21 protein-coding genes and 1 riboswitch are annotated in these 19,976 nt (G+C 46.4%); of the genes, 2 read left to right on the forward strand and 19 right to left on the reverse strand.

The genetic code is table 11. The features are described 5' to 3' along the window. Positions 1-3: 3 nt before the first annotated feature. The 3 genes from der to cmk form a co-directional block, all read right to left on the reverse strand. The gene (gene der, locus KFV11_RS06180) at positions 4-1,314 is read right to left on the reverse strand and encodes a ribosome biogenesis GTPase Der (RefSeq protein WP_149458643.1); all 1,311 of its coding nucleotides are present in this window, start codon (positions 1,312-1,314) and stop codon (positions 4-6) included. Positions 1,315-1,421: 107 nt separating this feature from the next. After that, positions 1,422-2,579, reverse strand: coding sequence for a 30S ribosomal protein S1 (gene rpsA, locus KFV11_RS06185; protein ID WP_149458642.1), 1,158 nt, complete (start codon positions 2,577-2,579; stop codon positions 1,422-1,424). A 75-nt stretch (positions 2,580-2,654) separates the two neighbouring features. Next, positions 2,655-3,308 (reverse strand): (d)CMP kinase, encoded by a 654-nt coding sequence (gene cmk / locus KFV11_RS06190; RefSeq protein WP_149458641.1) that lies wholly within the window; start codon positions 3,306-3,308, stop codon positions 2,655-2,657. Positions 3,309-3,382: 74 nt separating this feature from the next. Between cmk and KFV11_RS06195 the strand changes: the two genes are divergently transcribed. After that, entirely contained in the window at positions 3,383-4,348 is a 966-nt protein-coding gene (locus KFV11_RS06195; protein WP_149458640.1) for an asparaginase, read from the forward strand. Here KFV11_RS06195 and KFV11_RS06200 read toward each other — a convergent pair. The 5 genes from KFV11_RS06200 to KFV11_RS06220 all read right to left on the reverse strand — a co-directional run bounded on the left by KFV11_RS06200 (position 4,338) and on the right by KFV11_RS06220 (position 9,402). Next, positions 4,338-5,318: a YpdA family putative bacillithiol disulfide reductase gene (locus KFV11_RS06200; protein WP_149458639.1), complete on the reverse strand. Its 981-nt coding sequence runs from the start codon at positions 5,316-5,318 to the stop codon at positions 4,338-4,340. The genes KFV11_RS06195 and KFV11_RS06200 overlap by 11 nt on opposite strands. Before the next feature lie 45 nt (positions 5,319-5,363). After that, entirely contained in the window at positions 5,364-6,002 is a 639-nt protein-coding gene (locus KFV11_RS06205) for a CBS domain-containing protein (RefSeq protein WP_149458638.1), read from the reverse strand. Positions 6,003-6,024: 22 nt separating this feature from the next. Next, positions 6,025-7,056: a LysM peptidoglycan-binding domain-containing protein gene (locus KFV11_RS06210; protein WP_254249498.1), complete on the reverse strand. Its 1,032-nt coding sequence runs from the start codon at positions 7,054-7,056 to the stop codon at positions 6,025-6,027. 74 nt (positions 7,057-7,130) lie between these two features. After that, positions 7,131-8,492: a RecQ family ATP-dependent DNA helicase gene (locus tag KFV11_RS06215; RefSeq protein WP_254249499.1), complete on the reverse strand. Its 1,362-nt coding sequence runs from the start codon at positions 8,490-8,492 to the stop codon at positions 7,131-7,133. Beyond that, positions 8,470-9,402 carry a helix-turn-helix domain-containing protein gene (locus tag KFV11_RS06220; RefSeq protein ID WP_254249500.1) on the reverse strand — a complete coding sequence of 311 codons (933 nt, stop codon included), beginning with the start codon at positions 9,400-9,402 and terminating at the stop codon, positions 8,470-8,472. Before KFV11_RS06220 ends, KFV11_RS06215 begins: the two co-directional genes overlap by 23 nt. Positions 9,403-9,527: 125 nt before the next feature. Here KFV11_RS06220 and KFV11_RS06225 point away from each other — a divergent pair, with 125 nt between their 5' ends. After that, on the forward strand, positions 9,528-9,752 hold the full coding sequence (locus KFV11_RS06225; RefSeq protein ID WP_149458848.1) for a ferredoxin: 225 nt from the start codon (positions 9,528-9,530) through the stop codon (positions 9,750-9,752). Between the two features lie 64 nt (positions 9,753-9,816). On the opposite strand, the gene KFV11_RS06230 is transcribed toward KFV11_RS06225, so the two are convergent. The 11 genes from KFV11_RS06230 to KFV11_RS06280 form a co-directional block, all read right to left on the reverse strand. After that, positions 9,817-10,041 (reverse strand): sulfurtransferase TusA family protein, encoded by a 225-nt coding sequence (locus KFV11_RS06230; protein WP_149458634.1) that lies wholly within the window; start codon positions 10,039-10,041, stop codon positions 9,817-9,819. An 18-nt stretch (positions 10,042-10,059) separates the two neighbouring features. Further along, positions 10,060-11,133, reverse strand: coding sequence for a YeeE/YedE family protein (locus KFV11_RS06235; RefSeq protein WP_254249501.1), 1,074 nt, complete (start codon positions 11,131-11,133; stop codon positions 10,060-10,062). Between the two features lie 143 nt (positions 11,134-11,276). Continuing rightward, positions 11,277-11,822, reverse strand: coding sequence for an ECF transporter S component (locus KFV11_RS06240; RefSeq protein WP_254250603.1), 546 nt, complete (start codon positions 11,820-11,822; stop codon positions 11,277-11,279). A gap of 82 nt (positions 11,823-11,904) precedes the next feature. Beyond that, a riboswitch (FMN riboswitch) is annotated at positions 11,905-12,030 on the reverse strand. Positions 12,031-12,086: 56 nt separating this feature from the next. Next, on the reverse strand, positions 12,087-13,754 hold the full coding sequence (locus tag KFV11_RS06245) for an ATP-binding protein (RefSeq protein WP_246143112.1): 1,668 nt from the start codon (positions 13,752-13,754) through the stop codon (positions 12,087-12,089). Positions 13,755-13,804: 50 nt separating this feature from the next. Beyond that, on the reverse strand, positions 13,805-14,515 hold the full coding sequence (locus KFV11_RS06250) for a response regulator transcription factor (RefSeq protein ID WP_149458630.1): 711 nt from the start codon (positions 14,513-14,515) through the stop codon (positions 13,805-13,807). 15 nt (positions 14,516-14,530) lie between these two features. Next, a complete protein-coding gene (ccsB, locus tag KFV11_RS06255) occupies positions 14,531-15,733 on the reverse strand; it encodes a c-type cytochrome biogenesis protein CcsB (RefSeq protein ID WP_254249502.1) in 1,203 nt (400 codons plus the stop codon). Next, a complete protein-coding gene (resB, locus tag KFV11_RS06260) occupies positions 15,730-17,361 on the reverse strand; it encodes a cytochrome c biogenesis protein ResB (RefSeq protein ID WP_254249503.1) in 1,632 nt (543 codons plus the stop codon). Before resB ends, ccsB begins: the two co-directional genes overlap by 4 nt. Before the next feature lie 14 nt (positions 17,362-17,375). Next, positions 17,376-17,909, reverse strand: a complete 534-nt coding sequence (gene resA, locus KFV11_RS06265) for a thiol-disulfide oxidoreductase ResA (RefSeq protein ID WP_254249504.1) — start codon at positions 17,907-17,909, stop codon at positions 17,376-17,378. 77 nt (positions 17,910-17,986) lie between these two features. Then, positions 17,987-18,724, reverse strand: a complete 738-nt coding sequence (locus tag KFV11_RS06270) for a pseudouridine synthase (protein ID WP_254249505.1) — start codon at positions 18,722-18,724, stop codon at positions 17,987-17,989. After that, a complete protein-coding gene (gene scpB / locus KFV11_RS06275) occupies positions 18,717-19,262 on the reverse strand; it encodes an SMC-Scp complex subunit ScpB (protein ID WP_149458625.1) in 546 nt (181 codons plus the stop codon). The genes KFV11_RS06270 and scpB overlap by 8 nt, the downstream gene beginning before the upstream one ends. Next, positions 19,256-19,966 (reverse strand): segregation and condensation protein A, encoded by a 711-nt coding sequence (locus KFV11_RS06280; protein ID WP_149458624.1) that lies wholly within the window; start codon positions 19,964-19,966, stop codon positions 19,256-19,258. Before KFV11_RS06280 ends, scpB begins: the two co-directional genes overlap by 7 nt. Between the last annotated feature and the right edge of the window lie 10 nt (positions 19,967-19,976).

The following is a 19,976-nucleotide window of genomic DNA, read 5'->3' on the forward strand; positions in this document are numbered from 1 at the left end:
CTCCTAATTACGCTTCCTTGTGATTAAATGGATCGGCGTTCCTTCAAATCCAAATGCATCACGTATTCTGTTCTCCAGGAACCGCTTATAGGAGAAGTGCATCATCTCTACATCATTGACAAAGATGACAAACGTCGGCGGTTCAATCGCGACCTGTGTACTGTAGAAGATGTTCAGGCGGCTGCCATTGTCAGTGGGCGTCGGGTTCATCGCTACAGCATCAGTGATTACTTCATTGAGCGTGCTGCTCTGCACCCGTTTTTTATGGTTTTCACTTGCCATATTGATCAGCGGAAACAATGTTGTCAGACGTTTGCGCTGTAAAGCAGAGACAAACGCAATCGGCGCATAGTCCAGAAACTGGAAGTGCGCCCGGATATTATCTTCGAACTTCTTCATCGTCTTCGAGTCTTTATCCACTGTATCCCATTTGTTGACGACAATGATGATAGCTTTTCCCGCTTCATGTGCGTAGCCTGCGATCTTCTTGTCCTGCTCAATGATACCTTCTTCAGCGTCGATGACAACTAAGACGACATTGGAACGTTCAATGGCACGCAGCGCACGTAAGACTGAATAGCGTTCCGTCGCTTCATAGACTTTCCCTTTTTTACGCATACCAGCTGTATCAATCATGACATATTCCTGGTCCTGGTAGGTATATACCGTATCAATGGCATCACGAGTTGTTCCAGCGACCGGTGACACGATGACCCGCTCTTCACCAAGAATACTGTTGATCATACTTGATTTACCGACGTTAGGACGACCGATCAGACTGAATTTAATGACATTGTCATCATAGTCCTCTTCACTTTCCTCAGGGAAATGCTTGCTCGCTTCATCCAGCAGGTCGCCCAGGCCAAGGCCGTGGGAGCCTGAGATAGGGAACGGTTCACCGAATCCCAGCGAATAGAATTCATAAATATCTGCTCTCATTTCCGGGTTATCCACTTTATTCACTGCTAGTACAACCGGTTTATTGGATTTATAGAGCAGCTGGGCCACGAATTCATCGTCGCGCGTTACGCCATCACGGGCATTAGTCATGAAGATGATGACATCTGCTTCATCGATCGCAATTTCAGCCTGGGCACGAATCTGCTCCTGAAACGGCTGGTCACCGAGCTCAATGCCGCCCGTATCTATAATATTGAATTCATGTGTCAGCCAGTCACCACTGGAATAAATTCGGTCGCGTGTCACACCGGGTGTATCTTCGACGATAGAGACGCGCTCACCGATAATCCGGTTGAATATCGTCGATTTACCGACGTTAGGACGGCCGACTATAGCTATTGTTGGTTTAGTCAATCTTGTTCTTCCTCTCAATTAATATCCTGTATATTCTATCATATCTTGAATTGTTATCATAATTAAAAAAAGTAACGCCGAAACGTTACTTCTTTAATAAGGGCTTATTATAATTTTAAATTTTTGAATTTGTCGCCGAAAACATCACCTAAAGTCGGTGCATCGTCGTCATGCTGTGCAGCACTTAAATAAGATGTATCAAAGTCTTCTGTCTGTTCTTCAGTCGCTTTGATAGATAAGCCGATACGTTCATCCGCTTTGTTGATATCAAGAATTTTCACGCGTACGGTCTGACCGACTTCTAGTACGTCTGATGGACTGCCGATATGTTCGTGGCTGATCTGAGAAATATGCACAAGACCCTGAAGTCCTTTAGCGATTTCGACGAATGCGCCGAATGCTGCAAGTCTCATCACTTTACCGTCGACAATATCGCCCACTTTGAACTGTTCATCGATTGTTTCGAAAGGTCCTGGCAGTGCATCTTTAATAGAAAGTGAGATTCGCTCTGAATCTTCATCGACATTTAAGATTTTAACTTTGACGTCCTGACCGATTTCAAGGGCATCCTCTACTTTTTCAAGACGGTCGTGGGTAATCTGCGAAATGTGAACCAGCCCGTCGACGTCGCCGATATTGACGAAAGCGCCGAAGTTCGTAATACGTGCGACTTTACCGTCTACGACCGCACCTGTTTCAAGTGATTTCAACATTTCTGCACGCTTCACTTTGTTCTCTTCTTCTTCAATAGCCTTATGGTTCAGGATGACACGGTTTTTCTCCTGATCCAGCTCCTCAATTTTCAGTGTCAGCTGACGGCCCTGGTAATCTGAGAAGTCTTCAATATAGTTAGTGGAAATCAATGAAGCAGGAATGAAACCGCGCAGACCGACATCTACTACAAGGCCGCCTTTAACGACTTCTTTAACTTCTGCTTCAATGGTTTCATTATTTTCGAATTTCTCACGTAGTGAATCAAATGATTGAACTTCATCTAATTGACGTTTAGAAAGAATATAGTGTCCATCTTCTTCTTTGTCTTCGATTTTAGTGACAAATGCTTCGATTTCGTCCCCAACAGAAACCGCTTCTTCAGCTTTGTCGATATGAAGGCTTGTTAATTGGCTGATTGGGATGATACCATCATATTTTGCACCGTCGATATGCACGACTACATGCTTATCTTCGAGTTTTTGGACAGTACCTGTCACTTTATCGCCTTCATTAATTTCAGTAATCATATTTTCGTTGAATTCTTCAGTCATCGTCTCGTCCTCCTAATAATAAATCTTCCCTATTAAACTTCTTATAATATTGTTTAAAAGTCAAGAGATACGCCTTTACTGCAGTTTTTCTTCAGCAAGGGCGAGAATTCTCTCGGTTACTTTGTCGATCGTCAGCCCTGTTGTATCGATCTGGATGGCATCTTCTGCTTTTGATAGCGGGGAGATGTCACGCGTCATGTCCAGATGGTCACGCTCGGAAATATCAGCGACAAGCTGGTCATACGTACTCACGATGCCGCGGGCGGCATTGTCCAGCAGCCGTCTGTTAGCCCGTTCCTCGACAGAGGCGATCATATAAATTTTCAGTTCGGCATCAGGAATGACTGTCGTGCCGATATCGCGGCCGTCCATGACCACTCCCTTGTCGCGGGTCATCAGCTGCTGCAGCTGCACAAGAAACTCACGGACTTCTTGCTGACTCGCTACAAACGATACATTTTCCGTGATATCATTCTCCCGGATTCTGTCTGTAATGTCTTCACCGTTCAGCAGTACGCGCTGACCGTCATCGTTGATCAGTCTGAGCTCCAGCTGACCAACCAGCTCCTTGAAAGATGTCTCCTGATTATTAAGATGTGCAAGCGTAATGGCACGGTACATGGCACCTGTATCCACGTAGACCATACGGAGTGCTTCAGCCACTCGTTTAGCAATCGTGCTCTTCCCGGCTGCTGCCGGGCCGTCTATTGCGATGTTTATCTTATTCATCATGTTACCTACCTTGTCGTTTAATCTTATTTATTCTATCATAGAAATAACAGCAATGTAATAAGGAGGCAGCCATGAAAAAGCTATTAGTGCTCCATACAGGGGGCACCATCAGCATGTCAGAAAATAAAGACGGCTATGTGACAACGAACAATGAAAACCCAGTATCCAATGCTGCGACGGTACAGCAGCTGGCAGAAATTACAGAGATTCATCCATTCCAGGTGCCCTCACCGCATATGACGTTACATCATATGAATGACTTAAGAAAGACCATTATCCTGCATATTAATGAAGATAACTATGACGGCGTCGTGATCACCCACGGCACTGATACGCTTGAAGAAACAGCGTATTTTCTGGATCTGACGTTAAATGTCTCCATCCCTGTTATATTGACCGGCGCCATGCGTTCCTCCAATGAAATCGGTGCGGACGGTCTATACAACTATATCGCAGCGGTACGGACTGCCTGTGATGTGAATGCCAAAGGAAAGGGCGTACTCGTTGTGTTTAATGACGAGATTCACAGCGCTAAAAACGTGACAAAGACCCATACTTCCAACACCAGCACTTTCCAGAGCCCGAACTACGGGCCGCTCGGCATTATTACAAAGAACAACATTTACTTCCATCATCTGCCGGTGAGGCATCAGCCGCTCGTCAAAGTCGATGAATCCATTAAAGTCGGACTGATTAAAGCACATGCCGACCTGGATGCAGAACTGCTCCGCTTCTTCAGTGAAGCGCACTATAACGGCGTCATCATTGAAGCACTAGGGCAGGGAAACCTGCCGCCGAGTGCGCTCAGCGGGCTGAACGAACTGCTTGCCCAGCATATTCCAGTCGTCCTTGTCTCACGCTGCTTCAACGGCATCGTCAGCAATAACTATCAGTATGAAGGCGGCGGCTATGAGCTTCATCAGAAAGGAGTCATCTTCTCGAACGGCCTGAACGGTCAGAAAGCCCGGCTGAAGCTGATTGTTGCACTCAGCAACGGTCTGCACAGTGAGAAACTGACCACTTATTTCAGCCGGTAACGGCTCTCCTCTTATTGATGGTTTCCGCTATAAGACCGCCGTGGAACTTACCATTTTCGATGAAAATGGTGTTCGCATCATTTCCGGCAGCGATGACGCCTGCGATGAACAAATCAGCTACATTCGTCTCCATCGTCTCGCGGTCATAGTAAGGCGCTGTACCGTAATCATTGGTCACAAGCTCGATGCCCGCTGCCTTCAGAAATGAATAGTCAGGATGATAACCGATCATCGCAAACACATCATCATTCTCAAGCTCATAAGTGTTACCTTCCGCTGAGAAGATGACGATGTTTTCAGTAATTTCTTCAACATGCGCATTGAAATGCATCTCAATCTTTTCGTTTTTGACGAGTGAATCAAATATCGGCAGTATCCATGGCTTAATACTCTTTGAATACGCAGCGCCACGGTAAATGACAGTCACTTCTGCCCCTGCCTTCTCCAGTTCGATTGCAGCATCGACTGCTGAATTTTTGCCGCCGATGATTACTACTTTCTTGTTGAAGTACGGATGTGCCTCCTTGAAATAGTGATGGACTTTCGCAAGCTCTGCACCCGGCACTTCAAGTGTGTTCGGCTGACCATAGTAACCTGTCGCAATCGTCAAGTAGCGGCACTGATACGTGTCCTTAGTTGTTTTCAGCCGGAAGCCGTCGTCATGTCGTGTCACTTCAAGCACGGTCTCTTCAATACGGATGTCCAGGTCATAATATTTTGCAACCGCACGGTAGTAGACAAGCGCCTGGTTGCGTCTCGGCTTATGCTCTTCGACTATAAACGGTACGTCCCCGATGCCGAGCTTCTCACTGGATGAGAAGAACGTCTGATGGGTCGGATAGTTGTAGATTGCCTGCACTACATTCCCTTTTTCAATAATCAGCGTATCAATCCCCAGCCTTTTCTGCTCGATTGCTGCTGACATACCGCACGGCCCTGCTCCGATAATAATACTTTCAATTACTTTCAAATGATTACACCTTCCTCATAAAAAAGAAGCTCAGCAACGAGCTCCTTAGTCTTCTTGAATATCAAGGATTTTAAATCCGTGATTTTTTAAGTATTTTGTAAATTTCTTGATGTCCTTATCTGATTCTACTTTAATGATCATACGGCGGTGCATCTTATCTGTCTCATCAAATGTAACAAATGAAATGGCGTTCACTTTGAATTTCTGCATTGCCTGCGCCAGACGCTTAATACGGCCTTCTGCATCGATGGAAGTGATGGCGATACGGACGCCCTTACGGTTCATGCCGAATGCACTCTTGAACTGCTCCATAACATCAAAGCGTGTGACTACACCGAGAAATTCATTACGGTCATTGATGATACTTAGAATCGGGAAATCTTGAAGTGACAAAAATGATTCTTCAAATAATGAGTCGTCTTTAACACTATATTTATCAAGTGTCAAAATGTCTTTAATCTTCGTATTATCCAGAAAATCGTCCTTACCTTTTCTATCTTTCATGAAGAAGAAATGTCTGAAAATATCAAACTGTGTCGCTGTGCCGAAATAAGTACCGCTGCCTACTACCGGCATGCCGTCAATTCCGTAATGCTCCAGCTTATCAAGCACTGATCTGACAGAATCGTCAGGACTTGCCACATAACACTTGCCTTTTGGTATCATAATCGTTTTTAAGTACATATCCATCCCCCTAATTTGCTTACTATTCAGGTATGACTAATGTCTGTCCTGCCCCGATTGCATTGCCTGAAATGCCATTGGCACGTCTAATCTTTTCTACGTTTGCAGGTGTACCACTGCCATAATATTTAATGGCAATGCGGTATAAATTCTCGTTGGCGCCTACAACGTGAGTCGCTGCTACTGTATGATGGCTATCTTCAGTTGTGACTTTCTCGGAAGCCGGTGTTTCTGTCGTTGGCACCTCTGTTGTCGGTGCTTCTGTTGTTACTTCTTCAGTTGCTACTTCTGTCATCGGCGTTTCCGTCGTCGGTACTTCTGTTGTTACTTCTTCGGTCATCTCTTCGGTCATCGGTGCTTCTGTCGTTGGTGCTTCTGTCATTGGTGCTTCTGTCGTCACTTCTTCAGTTGCTGCTTCGGTCATCGGTGCTTCTGTCGTTACTGCTTCTGTCGTCGCCGGCTCTTGAGCTGTGTCTGTCGTTTCAGCCTTTGATTTCGTCGCAGCTTTGTCTTCTGTAGACTGCTCTTTATTTTGAGTGACCGCTACTTGATCCTGCTTTGGACCGTTGATCTGCTTGTTAATATACATTCCAATCAGCAGTATGATCGGTATTAAGATTAACAGAGCCGCTAACAGAGGTATCAACTTGCTTGCAGGCTTATGCTCGTCTGCTTCATCACTTTCATGTTCTGCTGCGACGGGCTCGACAGGAGTCGGCTCAACCGCATCCGCTTCTGCACTTTGTTCCGCCGTGCTGCCGGCACCGGCAACAAATGTCGTCCGGCTGATTGTTTGATCCGCTTCACCGGCTGCCGCGTTGCGCTTACGCCGTTTGTCTCTTCCTCTTTCTTCCGCCGGTTCATCTTCGTTCTGTTCGACACGACGTCGTCTTTCTGCTGAACGGTTCTTTCTGGACACACCACGCTTCAGAAATCCTTGCGTGTCATCCGCCTGCGCATCAGACGTCACCGTCGGCTCTTCTGTCACATCTTCCTGTCTTTCGATAGGCTGTCTGCTTTTTTCAAATTCATCTCTAAAATCATCTTTTGACATGTTCTCACCTGCTTATTCTTTATATAAATATATTATTTATTATAGACAATGAAAGACTTATTAGTAAAGCACTACTAGGCCGGAAACAAAGAATTAATGTATTCCTTGTAGCCGAGCTCTGTTTTCTGCTGCAGCACCGTCTGGAAGCTGAACGCTTGATCACCGACACAGACTTGACAATGTCGGCACCCTTCTTCTACATCATAAAGCCTGCTGGTCAGACAATGGTCTTTTGCCCCGTATTCAGTCATCGCCCGCAGCGCCTCATATTTGACGGCGGTTTCCAGTGTCAGCAGCCGCTCAAGTTCCTGATACGAAAATCGTCTGAGCAGAATCGAGATAGACTCCTGTTTCTCTTCACTGAGCCGGATATTGTCCCGATATAATATCAGGTCTTGTTCTGTCACCCGGTCTTCTTCAAGAAATCTGTAGGCAATATTCAGGTCTTCTGCATTAAACAGCAGAATGGCCTGGGACTGCTCACCGTCACGCCCCGCCCGGCCGATTTCCTGCACGTATTGAAACATCGACTTCGGGACATGATAGTGGATAACCGTTCTGATATTCTTCTTGTTGATTCCCATGCCAAACGCGCTGGTGGCGCAGACATACTGGATGCTGTCATTCTGAAAGGACAGCTGCACGCCCATCCTATCCTCATAGCTCATATCAGCATGATAGGTCATCCCCTTGAAACCCGCACTTGTCAGCTGCTGATGGATATCATCGCACATCCGCTTTGAAGAGAAGTAGATGATTGACGGTCCGGCAGACCACAGCAGCTCTTTCAGCAGCGACATTTTCCTGGCAGATGGCGCAGGCAGCACCTTCAAAAAGATGTTCTCTCTGACCGTTCGATTGTCGATGACATGAAGGCGCCGGTGCAGCAGATGCTGGATGTCATGAATGGTCTTATCATTAGCAGTCGCTGTCAGGGCTATCACCTGGACGCCGGCATAATAATCCAGCAATTCGTTCAGCAGCAGATAATGCGGCCTGAAATCATAACCCCACTCAGAGAGACAGTGCGCTTCATCAATGATGATATGGGTGAAATCAACAGCAGAGATAAAGGCGCGCGCTCTATCAGTCGCAAGCCATTCAGGAGAGCAGAAGATGAAGTGATACTGCTGGAGCCGATCAAGAATCATCCGCTTCTCCCGGATATCAAGATGGCTGTGAATGCACACCGCTTTGATTTTCAGCCGTTTAAGCTCTGCGACCTGGTCCTCCATCAATGAAACGAGCGGTGTAATGACCAGCGCCCTGCCGTTGACAGTCAGGACAGGAAGCTGATAGCAGAGTGACTTGCCGCCACCTGTCGGCAGCAGCGCGAGAATATCCTCGCCGCGGTTCGCTGCCTCAACAATAGCCTCCTGCCCGGGACGGAGCGTCTGGAAGCCGTATATTTGCTTAAGAATCTGCTTCTGGTCCATTATATTCCCCCTTAATTACAAGACAGATGGCAAGCTTAATCTTGAAGTAATCATCGATACTTGAGTTTTCGAAGTAAGGCTTCAGCCGTTCAAAAGCATGCTTGTCGTACAGCGCCCGAATTTCACCGACCTCTGCCGGCCTGATGAAGCGCTGCCAGTCAAACGGATAATCTTTAATCATCATCTCTATGAGGTGATCTTCTATAGTGTGATGTTTAACCCCGCGGGCAGCAGCCATCTGCTGAATGGTGAGCCGCCCGCTGAGCAGTGCTGCTGTTTTCTCAGTGGCACTGTGAAGCGGCAGCCGGATGTAGAGAGGAGACAGCACCGGATGCTGTCGGATGAGCTCGGTCAGCAGATTGAACTCCTTCAGCAGTACAAGCTCCAGTGCGTCTGCAGGCAGCTGAAACCGGGTCGTCAGTTCGGACCTGCTACTATGCTGTCCGCATCCGTCCGGCAGCAGCAGGAAGCTGCAGCATGCGCCGAGCTGCTGTTCGACCTGTTCGTATAGACTGATAAGTTCCGCTTTAAATTCATCAGGATGATTTTTGTAGTAAGCAAAACAGTGCTTGACCTGCTGCTGCACATAAAGATGATTGGTGACCGGATAAAACGTCGTCAACTTCCCGGCATAGGCGGACAACGACTGTGTCAGCAGCCTCAAACTCTGGAAGGTCAGTGCAGCGGAATCATAGAAATAAGGATAGAAAATATAATCTTCCACCGCCCCATCCTGTTCAGTCAATAGTGCTTTAAGCTCAGGAAAAGCATGATAGAACGGCATCATCCCCTGCATTAAAGCATCGAAATACGTCTGGTGGGATTTATAGCCGGTCAATATATTAATGAAACTTTTATCCGTTTTTGACTGAAACTTCTTTTTTGCCGCCAGTGCTAGTACAGAATTCATTGGTTCCTCCGAATAATATAGGTTGAAAAATAAGGAATGAATCTCTAAAATAAGTATGTACTGATAGTGTAGCACTTTTATGTAAGGAGGCGAATAGTTTGGCAGGTAAATATACGATTGTCGATATGGATACATGTATCGCATGTGGTGCTTGTGGTGCCGCTGCGCCCGATATATATGACTATGATGATGAAGGCATTGCATTTGTAATCCTCGATGACAACAAAGGGACTCAAGAAGTTCCTGAAGAACTGGAAGAAGACATGATCGATGCGTTTGAAGGATGTCCGACCGATTCTATTAAAGTAGCAGATGAATCATTCGACGGAGATGCACTTAAATTCGAATAACCACATAAAAAACGGATGGAATCTATTATTCCATCCGTTTTTTTATGACAATCACTTTCTTAAACTAAGCTTTCTGCACGGTGATGGTCCATGACGCATCATCCAGCTGCTCATAGTTCGTCACCGGGTAGTTGTTGTCCGCTGCCCAGTTCGGAATGGCTTCTGTTGCCTGCGTGCAGTCGAAATCTATTTTAAGTTCTTCACCTACTGCTAGTGTCTCCATTTTTTTCTGAGCTTCGATTAACGGGAATGGACAGACCATCCCAACCGTCCCTAATTCGTGTACCATAATAACTTCTCCTGTCTATTAGGCAGTCTGCGCGACCGCTTTAGTTTTTGCTGATTTCTTAAACTGCTGCATCGGTCTGACAAATACAAAGTAACTCATAAACCAGGTGCCAAGGATCATAAAGACTAAGGACAGCCAGCCCTGCCATGACATCGTTGCTGTTGCCACCATACCGTTACCGATAGAACAGCCGCCTGCCATAGATGCGCCGAATCCCATCATCACACCACCGATGACGCTGTTTCTGATCGTCTTAATGTCCGGCAGTCTCCATCTGAATTCGCGTGACCCTTTAGCAGCGATGTATGAGCCGGCGACAATCCCAAGAACAAGGAATACGCCCCAGTCAAGCAGTGATACATTACCTGTCGTAATAAACTGAACCAGTTTAGCTGATGGTGTCGTGATGCCGAGACCGCCGACCCTACCAGTCGATATGCTCATCGGCCAGGCAAGTAGTGCGATCAAACCGATGACGACCGCTGCTGTAAATGTATGATAACGCTTCTCGAACAAGTAATGTCTTATACCTGTGTAGCGCTGTTTCAATTGAGGAACAGCGGCTGACTTTTTACTCAGTGAACGGTTCACAAAGAATAACGTGACGGCTGCCAGCACTACAACGAACACCCAGAATGGAATGCCTGTCGTTTCCGTCATACTAGAGCTGACGACTGTTTTGCTGTTGATTTTGTCGAGGACCGGTTTCAGGAATCCGAATTTCGTCGCTGATGCACTGAGAGCATACATGAAGAGGGCAATCCAGCTGCCGATCAGCCCTTCACCTGCACGGTACCATGTTCCTGTGGCACAGCCGCCTGCAAGAATAATACCAACACCAAAAACAAACGAGCCGATGATGGTTCCGACGACCGGAAATGCTTCATAGCTCAGCTGATAGACACCTGCCGCTGATAAGATCAGCAGCCCGATGCTCTGAATGGTAATGGCGATCAGTAACGCATAAAACATTTTGTTGCTTTTTTGCACGTACATATCTCTGAAGCCGCCTGTCAGACAGAATCTTGTCCGCTGCATGACAAAACCGAGAAGTGCACCTACGATTAAACCACTAATAATTGTCCAGATCAATTGTTTACCTCCTACAATTCCGATATATTTAATAAGATATATCATAATCAATAGGCGATTCAATTGCAAGTGTTTGTTTCCATAAAAAGAACCGGCAAATGCCGGCTCTGTTATGTCATGTTAGTTTGTTATCAAGTATGATGTTAAAAACGTCTGCGCAGCAGTGGCAGCAGCGGTCGTGCGATGAGCATGAAAATGACTGAGACAACTAACCCTTTAACGACATTGAACGGGATAATTCCTGCAGACACGATAACTTTTAAGTTCGCCGCGATATCCTCAAGATTCATGATCATGCCGTAAAGCGGCAGCAGCACAAAGTAGTTCAAAATGCTCATCACAGCTGCCATGACAAGTGTCGCCACTAAAAAAGCAGGTACGAGATGATGCTTCAGCTGCCGTCCTGACACAAAGTAGATGCTCAGCAGGAAAGATGCACCTGCTAAAAAGTTCGCTACCGGACCGACAGGATCGGCCGGAGTGAACAGGAAGTTAAGAATATTTTTAATCGCTTCTACAGCCAGTGCACCAGCGGGTCCTACAGTGAATAATGCCAGCAGTGCCGGAATATCACTGAAATCAATCGTTAAATAAGGCGGTAGAAACGGCAGTGGAAATTTGATGAACATCAAGATGAAACTGATTGCGCTTAATAGACTGATCAAGATCAGCCGTTTTGTCTTATGAATATTTGCCATGGTAAACTCCTTACATTCATCCGAGAATGAGGAGGTGGCATCACAAATAAACATGACGATATTCATGTGTTCCCTCCATCTTCTCCCATCCAGACTTTACTGTCGGCCCTGGAGTTCCACCAAGTCAGCCATCATCATACGATGACAGGTCGCGGGCTATAACCGCCGGTACGGAATTTCACCGTCCCCGAAGATGAATATTTAATTATTTTGGACTTAAGTCCATCACTAATCATATCAAAAACCAATAAAAAATCAATGTTTTGGTATTGAAATCATGAATTTTGTCCCCTGCCCTGCTTCACTGGCCACAGTAATCGTCCCGCCGTGAGACTGCACGATGGCCTGCACGATGAACAAGCCGAGCCCTGTCCCGTGATTCCCTCGCGTTCTTGCGGCATCCACTTTGTAGAACCGGTCAAAAATATGAGGAAGATGCGACGCCGCTATACCTACACCTGTGTCCATGACAATCATCTCAAGCACATCATCCCCGGCTGCCTGAAGCATAACTTTGTCACCGGCATGCGTGTACCTGATGGCGTTATCTATTAAGTTGGTCAGCACCTGGATCATCTTGTCATAGTCCATCCTCCAGTGCAGCTCATCATCCACTTCAACAGTCAGCTGGACACCGTTGTCGCTCAAGCGCTGGTTGAAGTTCGTCGCAACTTTGTCAAACAATGACTTCACCTGCACATCCTCCAGCAGCATTTCATTGCTGCCGGCATCATAGCGGGCTACGTTGAGCAGCTCGTTGACCATCCGGTTCAGCCGTTTGCTCTCATCGAGAATAATATAGAGAAATTCATCGCGTTCTTCCTTTGTCTCACCGATTCCGTCGAGCAGTGCTTCTGTATAGCCCTGCAGCATCTGAATCGGTGTTCTCAGTTCATGGGAGACATTCGCGATAAACCGCTTCTTCATCTCATCATTCTGATATTCCTCAGTCATGTCACGGATGAGAGCAACGGCTCCGATTTTCTGGTTGGTCTTCACCGGTGAGATGATGATGACAAAGTGATGATGGTGCGCGGTGACTGAATAAGTCTCCGTCTGTTCAAGTGTCGTCACTGCATTAAACCGTTCAGTGAGCACTGCTTTCGCTTCGTCGTCTATCAAGGCGAGAAACCGGTCGGCCATCGGATTTTTAAGCTGCGCTTCAATATCGAGATTGTAGCTGAGCACCCCGTCTGCCATCGCGTCAATCAGTTTGTCCCGCACGTTCCGTTCTGCTTTGATGGAACTGATGTTGCGGCGTATGTCCTGTTCCATCTTGTTGAAAGCGACCGTCAGTTCACCGATCTCATCCCTCGACTGCGTATCCAGTCTGCCGGTCTGTTCACCGCGTGCCACTTTGAAGGCCGAGTCTTTCAGCAGCAGCAGCGGCTTCGTGATTCTTGTCGACAGAAAGAAGGCAAAGATCGTCGTCAAAATAATAAGCAGCAGTGTGACGATGAGGATAATCAGGCAGATGTACTGGATGGTGTCCGAGATGGAGTTGATATCCTGATAGAGGATGATCGCACCGTTCGTATTAAAAGCCTGGGAAGGAAAACCGAGCAGAATATAGCGGTGCAGCTCTCCTTGATACTGGACATTGATAGTCTTTGTCACGTGCTGCTCCTGCTCAAACACCTTCTTGTAATCTTTGTTCGTCCGCACTTGATCAACCATCATTTGTTTGAGCGGGTCATCAAACGGTTTCGTCAGTGCAGCCTTACTTTTAATGATGATCAGTCCGGCCGGGTTCTCAATCAGCTCCTTGGCATAGTCCAGTGAATCCTGCTGATTGTGCCGGCTCATCAGCACCTGTTCTATTTTAGTGGCATTCTGATAGAGGTTGTTGCCCGTCTCAGAAATGAAATAAGCGTTGAAGAAACTGACGAGTGCTATCGACAATATAATTAAAACTGTAGTCACTATCAAAATGATAGTTAACCACAGTTTAATGACGACACTATTTAAATACTTCATTGGTCTTTGACCTCAAATTTGTAGCCCACGCCCCATACCGTATGAATCATCTCGGCTGTCCGCGGGGATACTTTATTCAGCTTCTCACGCAGTCGCTTGACGTGCGTATCCACTGTGCGTAAGTCACCATAAAACTCATAGTGCCATACTTCTTTCAGCAGCTGTTCACGGTCAAAGACTTTGTCCGGTGACTTTGCCAGAAAGAGCAGCAGTTCATATTCCTTCGGTGTCAGATTGACTTCCTTGTTTTCTGCGCTCACCCGGTGGGCATCATTATCGATGACGAGGGAGTCGAATACTATTAAATCTTTGGCATGACTGTCATGCTGAAAGAACAGGGAACTTTGTGAGCGTCTTAAAATCGCTTTGACACGCAGCACTACTTCGCGGGGCGAAAACGGTTTGACGATATAATCATCAGCGCCGATCTCAAAGCCTTCCACCCGGTTGTTCTCCTCGCCTTTAGCCGTCAGTATAATAATCGGCGTCGACTTCTCCTCCCGGATTTTGCGGCAGACTGCCATGCCGTCCATACCGGGCAGCATGATATCCAGTAAAATACAGTGGAAGTTGCTCGCCAGTGCCAGCTCGAGTGCCTGTTCACCATCTGCTGCTTCCACGGTTTCAAAGCCTTCCCGTTCCAGATACATCTTAGCAAGTTTTCTAATTCTATCTTCATCATCTACAATCAGAATTCTCTCTTTCATATGACACATCCTTTTCTAGGCGTATGAATGCAGCCCTGCAATAATTAAGTTTACCGCAATGACGTTAAATAAGATGATTCCCATACCGACTACTGCAAGCCATGCTGATTTCTTGCCTTCCCAGCCGCGTCCTAATCTTAAATGCAGGAAAATGGCATAGAACAGGAACGTAATCAGTGCCCATACTTCTTTCGGGTCCCAGCCCCAGAATCTGCTCCAGGCGATCTGAGCCCAGATGCTTGCAAATAATATGCCGCCTAGCGCAAACAGCGGGAAGCCGATAATGACTGAGCGGTAGCCGATTTCATCCATCATCGGCAGTGAAACTTTGGTCGTCAGTGGTTTGACCATCGAAAAGATCGTCCTTCTTGCAATCAGGCGAATCAGCGCGTAAAGAATCGAACCGATAATAATCGACCAGAGCACAGTCGTTAATTTCTGTGCGTTCAATACCGGCGGGACTTCAATACCGGTCATAAAATGTTTCGTTTCTTTCCACTGATTATCACCATTCGGATTGACAGGAATCGCATCCTTAAATGTGATCAGCGCAGGGAGGTGATAGCTTGCGACCGCATCACGGCCATTTTTATCCGTATAGAAGAAGTTGTCCTCATAATGGACAATGCCTTTCATCACAATCGTCGTCAAAATAAAGGCGATGACAAGGACGATGAAATACATGACGACTTCAAGCCAGAATGCATCTTTTGATTTCTTGCTGCTGTCAACATAGCGCAGCAAATAGATGAGACCGGCTATAGAACTGACCGATAAAATACCATAGGATAATGTCACTGTAATGACGTGAATAGCCAGCCAGTTACTCTGCAGCGCCGGAATCAGCGGTGAGACATCGTGCGAAAACATACTTGCATAAACGATGACCAGCATCGCTACCGGCAGTGAAAATAAGGCAAGAATCGGTGTATGATAGATGGCGTTGATGACGAGGAAGCCGCCGACCATCATAATCCCGAACATCGTTAAAAATTCATACATGTTGCTGACCGGCGCATGACCGGCAGCAAGCCATCGTGTGACAAAGTAGACAAGCTGCATAATAAAGCCGACAGCTGTCAGTATGACAGCGATGCGTTCGCTTCCTTTTCTTTTTGCTTTAATGCTTGCAGAAAAAGGAACGATTGCTATTAAATAAAGAATGAATGCAGCGTATAACGCCGTGCTGCTGATATTCAATAGTGTATCATGATTCATGACTGATCCTCCGATTCATCATTTTTGTCCTTAACTTCAGGTAGATGATAAGTTTCTAATAAACTGTTGATTTCATTTTTCAGACCGAAATAGTTTTTGTTCGTATGTGCTGCCAGTTTAAAGCCGTTCTCCTGATTGATCCATATTCTGCGGTGATTGATATAGGAGCCGATGAACAGCCCGAGCAGGAAGATAGTGAAACCGGCGAATAAAATAGGCAGCGTCAAGTCTTTTTTCACTGTCAGGAAAGTCAGTATATGATTAGTCGCACTGACAAACTTGATGGAATAGTCGTTCCCCTGTGAAATGTCTTGAGATGAACGGATTTTCAGCATACTGAATTCAGGTTTCCGGCCTTTCTCCGCAACTTCAAAGACGAAGGCCGGGTTGATCGTATTCGGTGACTTTGTAGACAGTGTACCATTTGCCTCGACCTTATCAAAATCAGGGGCATAGTTCCTTAAATGAATCGATAAGTTATTCGCGATTTTATAATCGGACGCGGGTTCATCCAGGTTCACCGTGAACTGTTTCCCTGTCTCCTGCCCTGTCTTGTTATTGATGAGTTTAAAGGTCATTTCCTTCAGCTGGCTCTGATCAAAGCTGTTCTGATAAAGCTCGAAATGGTCAAACTTAAACGGGTGATTGACGCGGATACTGCCTTTTCTCAGTTCATTGAGAGCAGGTTCTGCACCCGGGATGTTCTTATTGCCATTGGTAAAGAGTGTCAGCTTCGTTTCGTAGTTCTTTGCTATCATATTCTCTGACGCATCTGCTTTCATCGAAACAGTATTGGACTGCGCCGTCTGATCATACTGCTCAAAAATAAACTTGTCGTGTCTGATGTAGTAATGCTTGTTTGTGCCGGGAACACTTTTCGTATCCCCTTCCTTCAGCGCGATCGAGCCGTCGTAATAAAACGCCGGAATAAAACGCAGCATACTGCCGGCAAGCAGAATAATCAGCCCGAGATGGTTGATATAAGGACCGTAACGGCTGATCCTTCCTTTTTCAGCAAGCAGTGAGCTGCCTTCTATTTTCACTTTATAGCGTTTTTTCTCAAGCGTCGCTTTGACGTCTTCAAGCGCCACTGTTTTAGAATCAGTCAATGTCAGCCGCTGTCTTTTCAGGAAAGACGGATGCTTTTTGACTGTCTGGCTGCGCAGCGACTTAAAGAGCGGCACACCGCGGTCAATACTCGCTGCAATGATTGAGAAGGCAACCAGTGCCAGCAAAATCAAAAACCACCATGATGTATAAAGGTTATCAAACCCGAGCTTGTAGTAGAGATAGCCGATAGAGCCGTACTTCTCACTGTAGAATGTTGCGGGGTCTTCATTCAATGGGATGAAGTACTGCTGCGGCAGTATAGAACCGATAGCCGCTCCGATGACGGTCAGCACAAGAAGTGTCACTCCTGTTTTGACCGAGCTGAAGAAGATCCATATTTTATCGATCAACGTTCTGTTTTTCGTCTTACTGCGCACGGCAGAACCATCGTAACGCATAATATCTGTCGTTTTCTTCTTATCATAATCATCGTTGATCAATCGTCCGCAGTTCTGGCACAGCTGTGTCCCCGGAGGATTGACGTGTCCGCATGTGCAGACTATTTGTTTTTCATTCATTGACCGGCCCTCACTTACGGTGTAATGCTTTTCATGTATTTTTCGATAGTCCCGCTGTTCATTTCGCCTTCATGGACCGCTTTGACTGTGCCGTTCTTATCAATGACCACAGTCGTCGGCAGCGGATCGATACCAAAGGCATCGCTCACTTCATTGTTGTTATCAAAAGCAATGGGCAGCCGGACCGGTTCATCCAGTCCTTTAAAGAACTGAGTCACCTGCTGCGGCGTCTTCTTAATATGGATGGCAAGTACTTCGACACCTTGCTTCTTATACTTCTCGTAGTTCTTATTCAGCGCAGGCATCTCCTTGCGGCACGGCTTACACCATGTTCCCCAGAAGTTCAGGATGAGCCCTTTACCTTTATAGTCACTCAAGTTGACTGTTCTGCCGTCCATTGTCTTCAGCTGAAAGGCAGGTGCCTGCTCTCCAACTTTCACAATACCTTTGTTGTCTTTTGTCATCGTGATGTAGATGATGAACCCGATCGCCGCGATAATCAGCAGCATAACGATATATTGAGTGATTTTCTTCGCTTGTCTGGACATAACATACTCCTTACTTAAACATGATTATGTCTATTATAGCATTCAACAAAATTGATTTAGTGGCAACAATGTGAATTTTAGCCTTTAAACTGTGCCATCTGACGCAGCGTCTTCACTTCATGCGGCGAGAGTTCGCGCGCATCTCCGGCATTCAGACTTTTCAGCGTCAGATTACCGTATTCAATGCGTGATAACTTCACCACTTCATGACCGAAATGCGCAAACATACGGCGGACCTGCCGGTTTCTGCCTTCAGATATAGTGATCTCAACGAGCGTTGTATTCTTCTCCCGGTCCTGTGATTTCACTTTGACCACAGCTGGTGCCGTTTTGCCGTCTTCAAGCATGATGCCTTGCTCCAGCTGTCTCACTTGTTCACGCAGCAGATAGCCTTTCAGCTTCGCCACGTATTTCTTCTTCACTTTATATCGCGGATGTGTCATGTGGTTCGCAAATTCGCCGTCATTCGTCAGCAGCAGTAATCCTGACGTCTCGTAGTCCAGCCGGCCGACCGGGAATATCCGTTCCTGCAGCTGCGGAAAGAAATCAGTGACGACGGTTCTCCCTTTATCATCGGATACACTTGTAATGACTTTCGCCGGTTTATGGAATAAAATATACAGCTTATCCGGATTCTCAAGCGGTATCCCCTCCACTTCTATCTTGTCGGTCGGTTTCACCTTCGTGCCCAGTGTCTTGACGACTTCACCGTTCACAGTCACTTTACCTTCTGTAATGAGGACTTCCGCTTTTCGGCGTGATGTTACACCGCTTTGTGCAATGACTTTCTGCAGTCTTTCAAATTGTTCACTCATATGAGTCTCCTTTGTCGTTCATAGATTTAAAGAACTGTTCCATCTCAAGTTCATGTTCTGTCGTGCTGTCCGCAGGCAGTTCAGCAAGTGATTCAATGCCGAACACCTGCAGGAAATAATCAGAGGTATAAAGCTGCTGACTTCGTGTCTCCTCCTGCTTAGTGATGACCAGACCTTTGTCGAGCAGCGTCTTGACAGGACCGTCGGAACTCACGCCCCGCATCGCTTCAATATCACTTCTCGTTACGGGTTGATTATAAGCGATGATGGCCAATGTTTCCATTGAGGCCTGTGTCAACTTACGTCCGACTTCCTGTGTCACCAGCCGGTCGATATAAGGATTCAGTTCCGGCATAACGCCTAAAAAATAACGGCTGCCGTATTTTTGGATGCGCATGACCCGCGAGTCGAAGTGCGCGACGAGTTCAGTGATTTCATCTGCGGTGACATCAAGCAGCTCACAAAGCGTCAGCTGTTCAATGCCTTCGTCTCCTACGGTATAAAGGAGACCTGTTAATATATCCTGATTGCTTAACATGCTAACTTCCCTCTTCTAATTTCGATTTCGCCGAACAATGTCTCCTGGCTGACGGCAATTTCCTGATGCTTGATCATCTCAAGCATCGCGATAAAAATGGTCACGAGCCGATGCCGGGATTCATTGAACGTAAATAAGTCCGTAAAGCGGATATGACCATCCGCACTCAAGCGCTGCCTGATTAAGTCTGTACCCTGCTGTATCGTATAGGATTCACGGGCAAGTGTCACTTCAGGCACCTGCACTTTCTTTCTGGCCCGTGCCTTCTGATAGGCCGCCATGAGGTCAATCACAGACAGTTCCAGCGCTTCATTGACAGGGCGCTCGTACTGAGACAAGTCTGCCGGTGCTTTAATGAAGAACTGGTCCCGTTCGTGCCGCTTCTCTTCCAGCAGTTCTGCATAGTATTTATAATTCTGATATTCAATCAACTGAGATACCAGCTCATCCCGGGGATCGTCTTCACTGGCTTCATGCGGCACAGGGAGGAGCATTTTACTTTTAATGCGCAGCAGTTCTGACGCCATGACCAAATATTCACTTTGCACATTGATATCCAGTTCAGTCATTGAATTGATATAATGAAAGTACTGTTCAGTCAGATGTTTCATCGAGATGTCATAAATATCGATTTCAAATTTTTTGATGAGATGCAGCAGCAGGTCTAACGGACCTTGAAAGGCATCGAGTCTTACTTCGTACATAACGTCACCT

The organism is Macrococcus equipercicus (genome assembly GCF_024205945.1).
GTDB lineage: Bacteria > Bacillota > Bacilli > Staphylococcales > Staphylococcaceae > Macrococcus > Macrococcus equipercicus.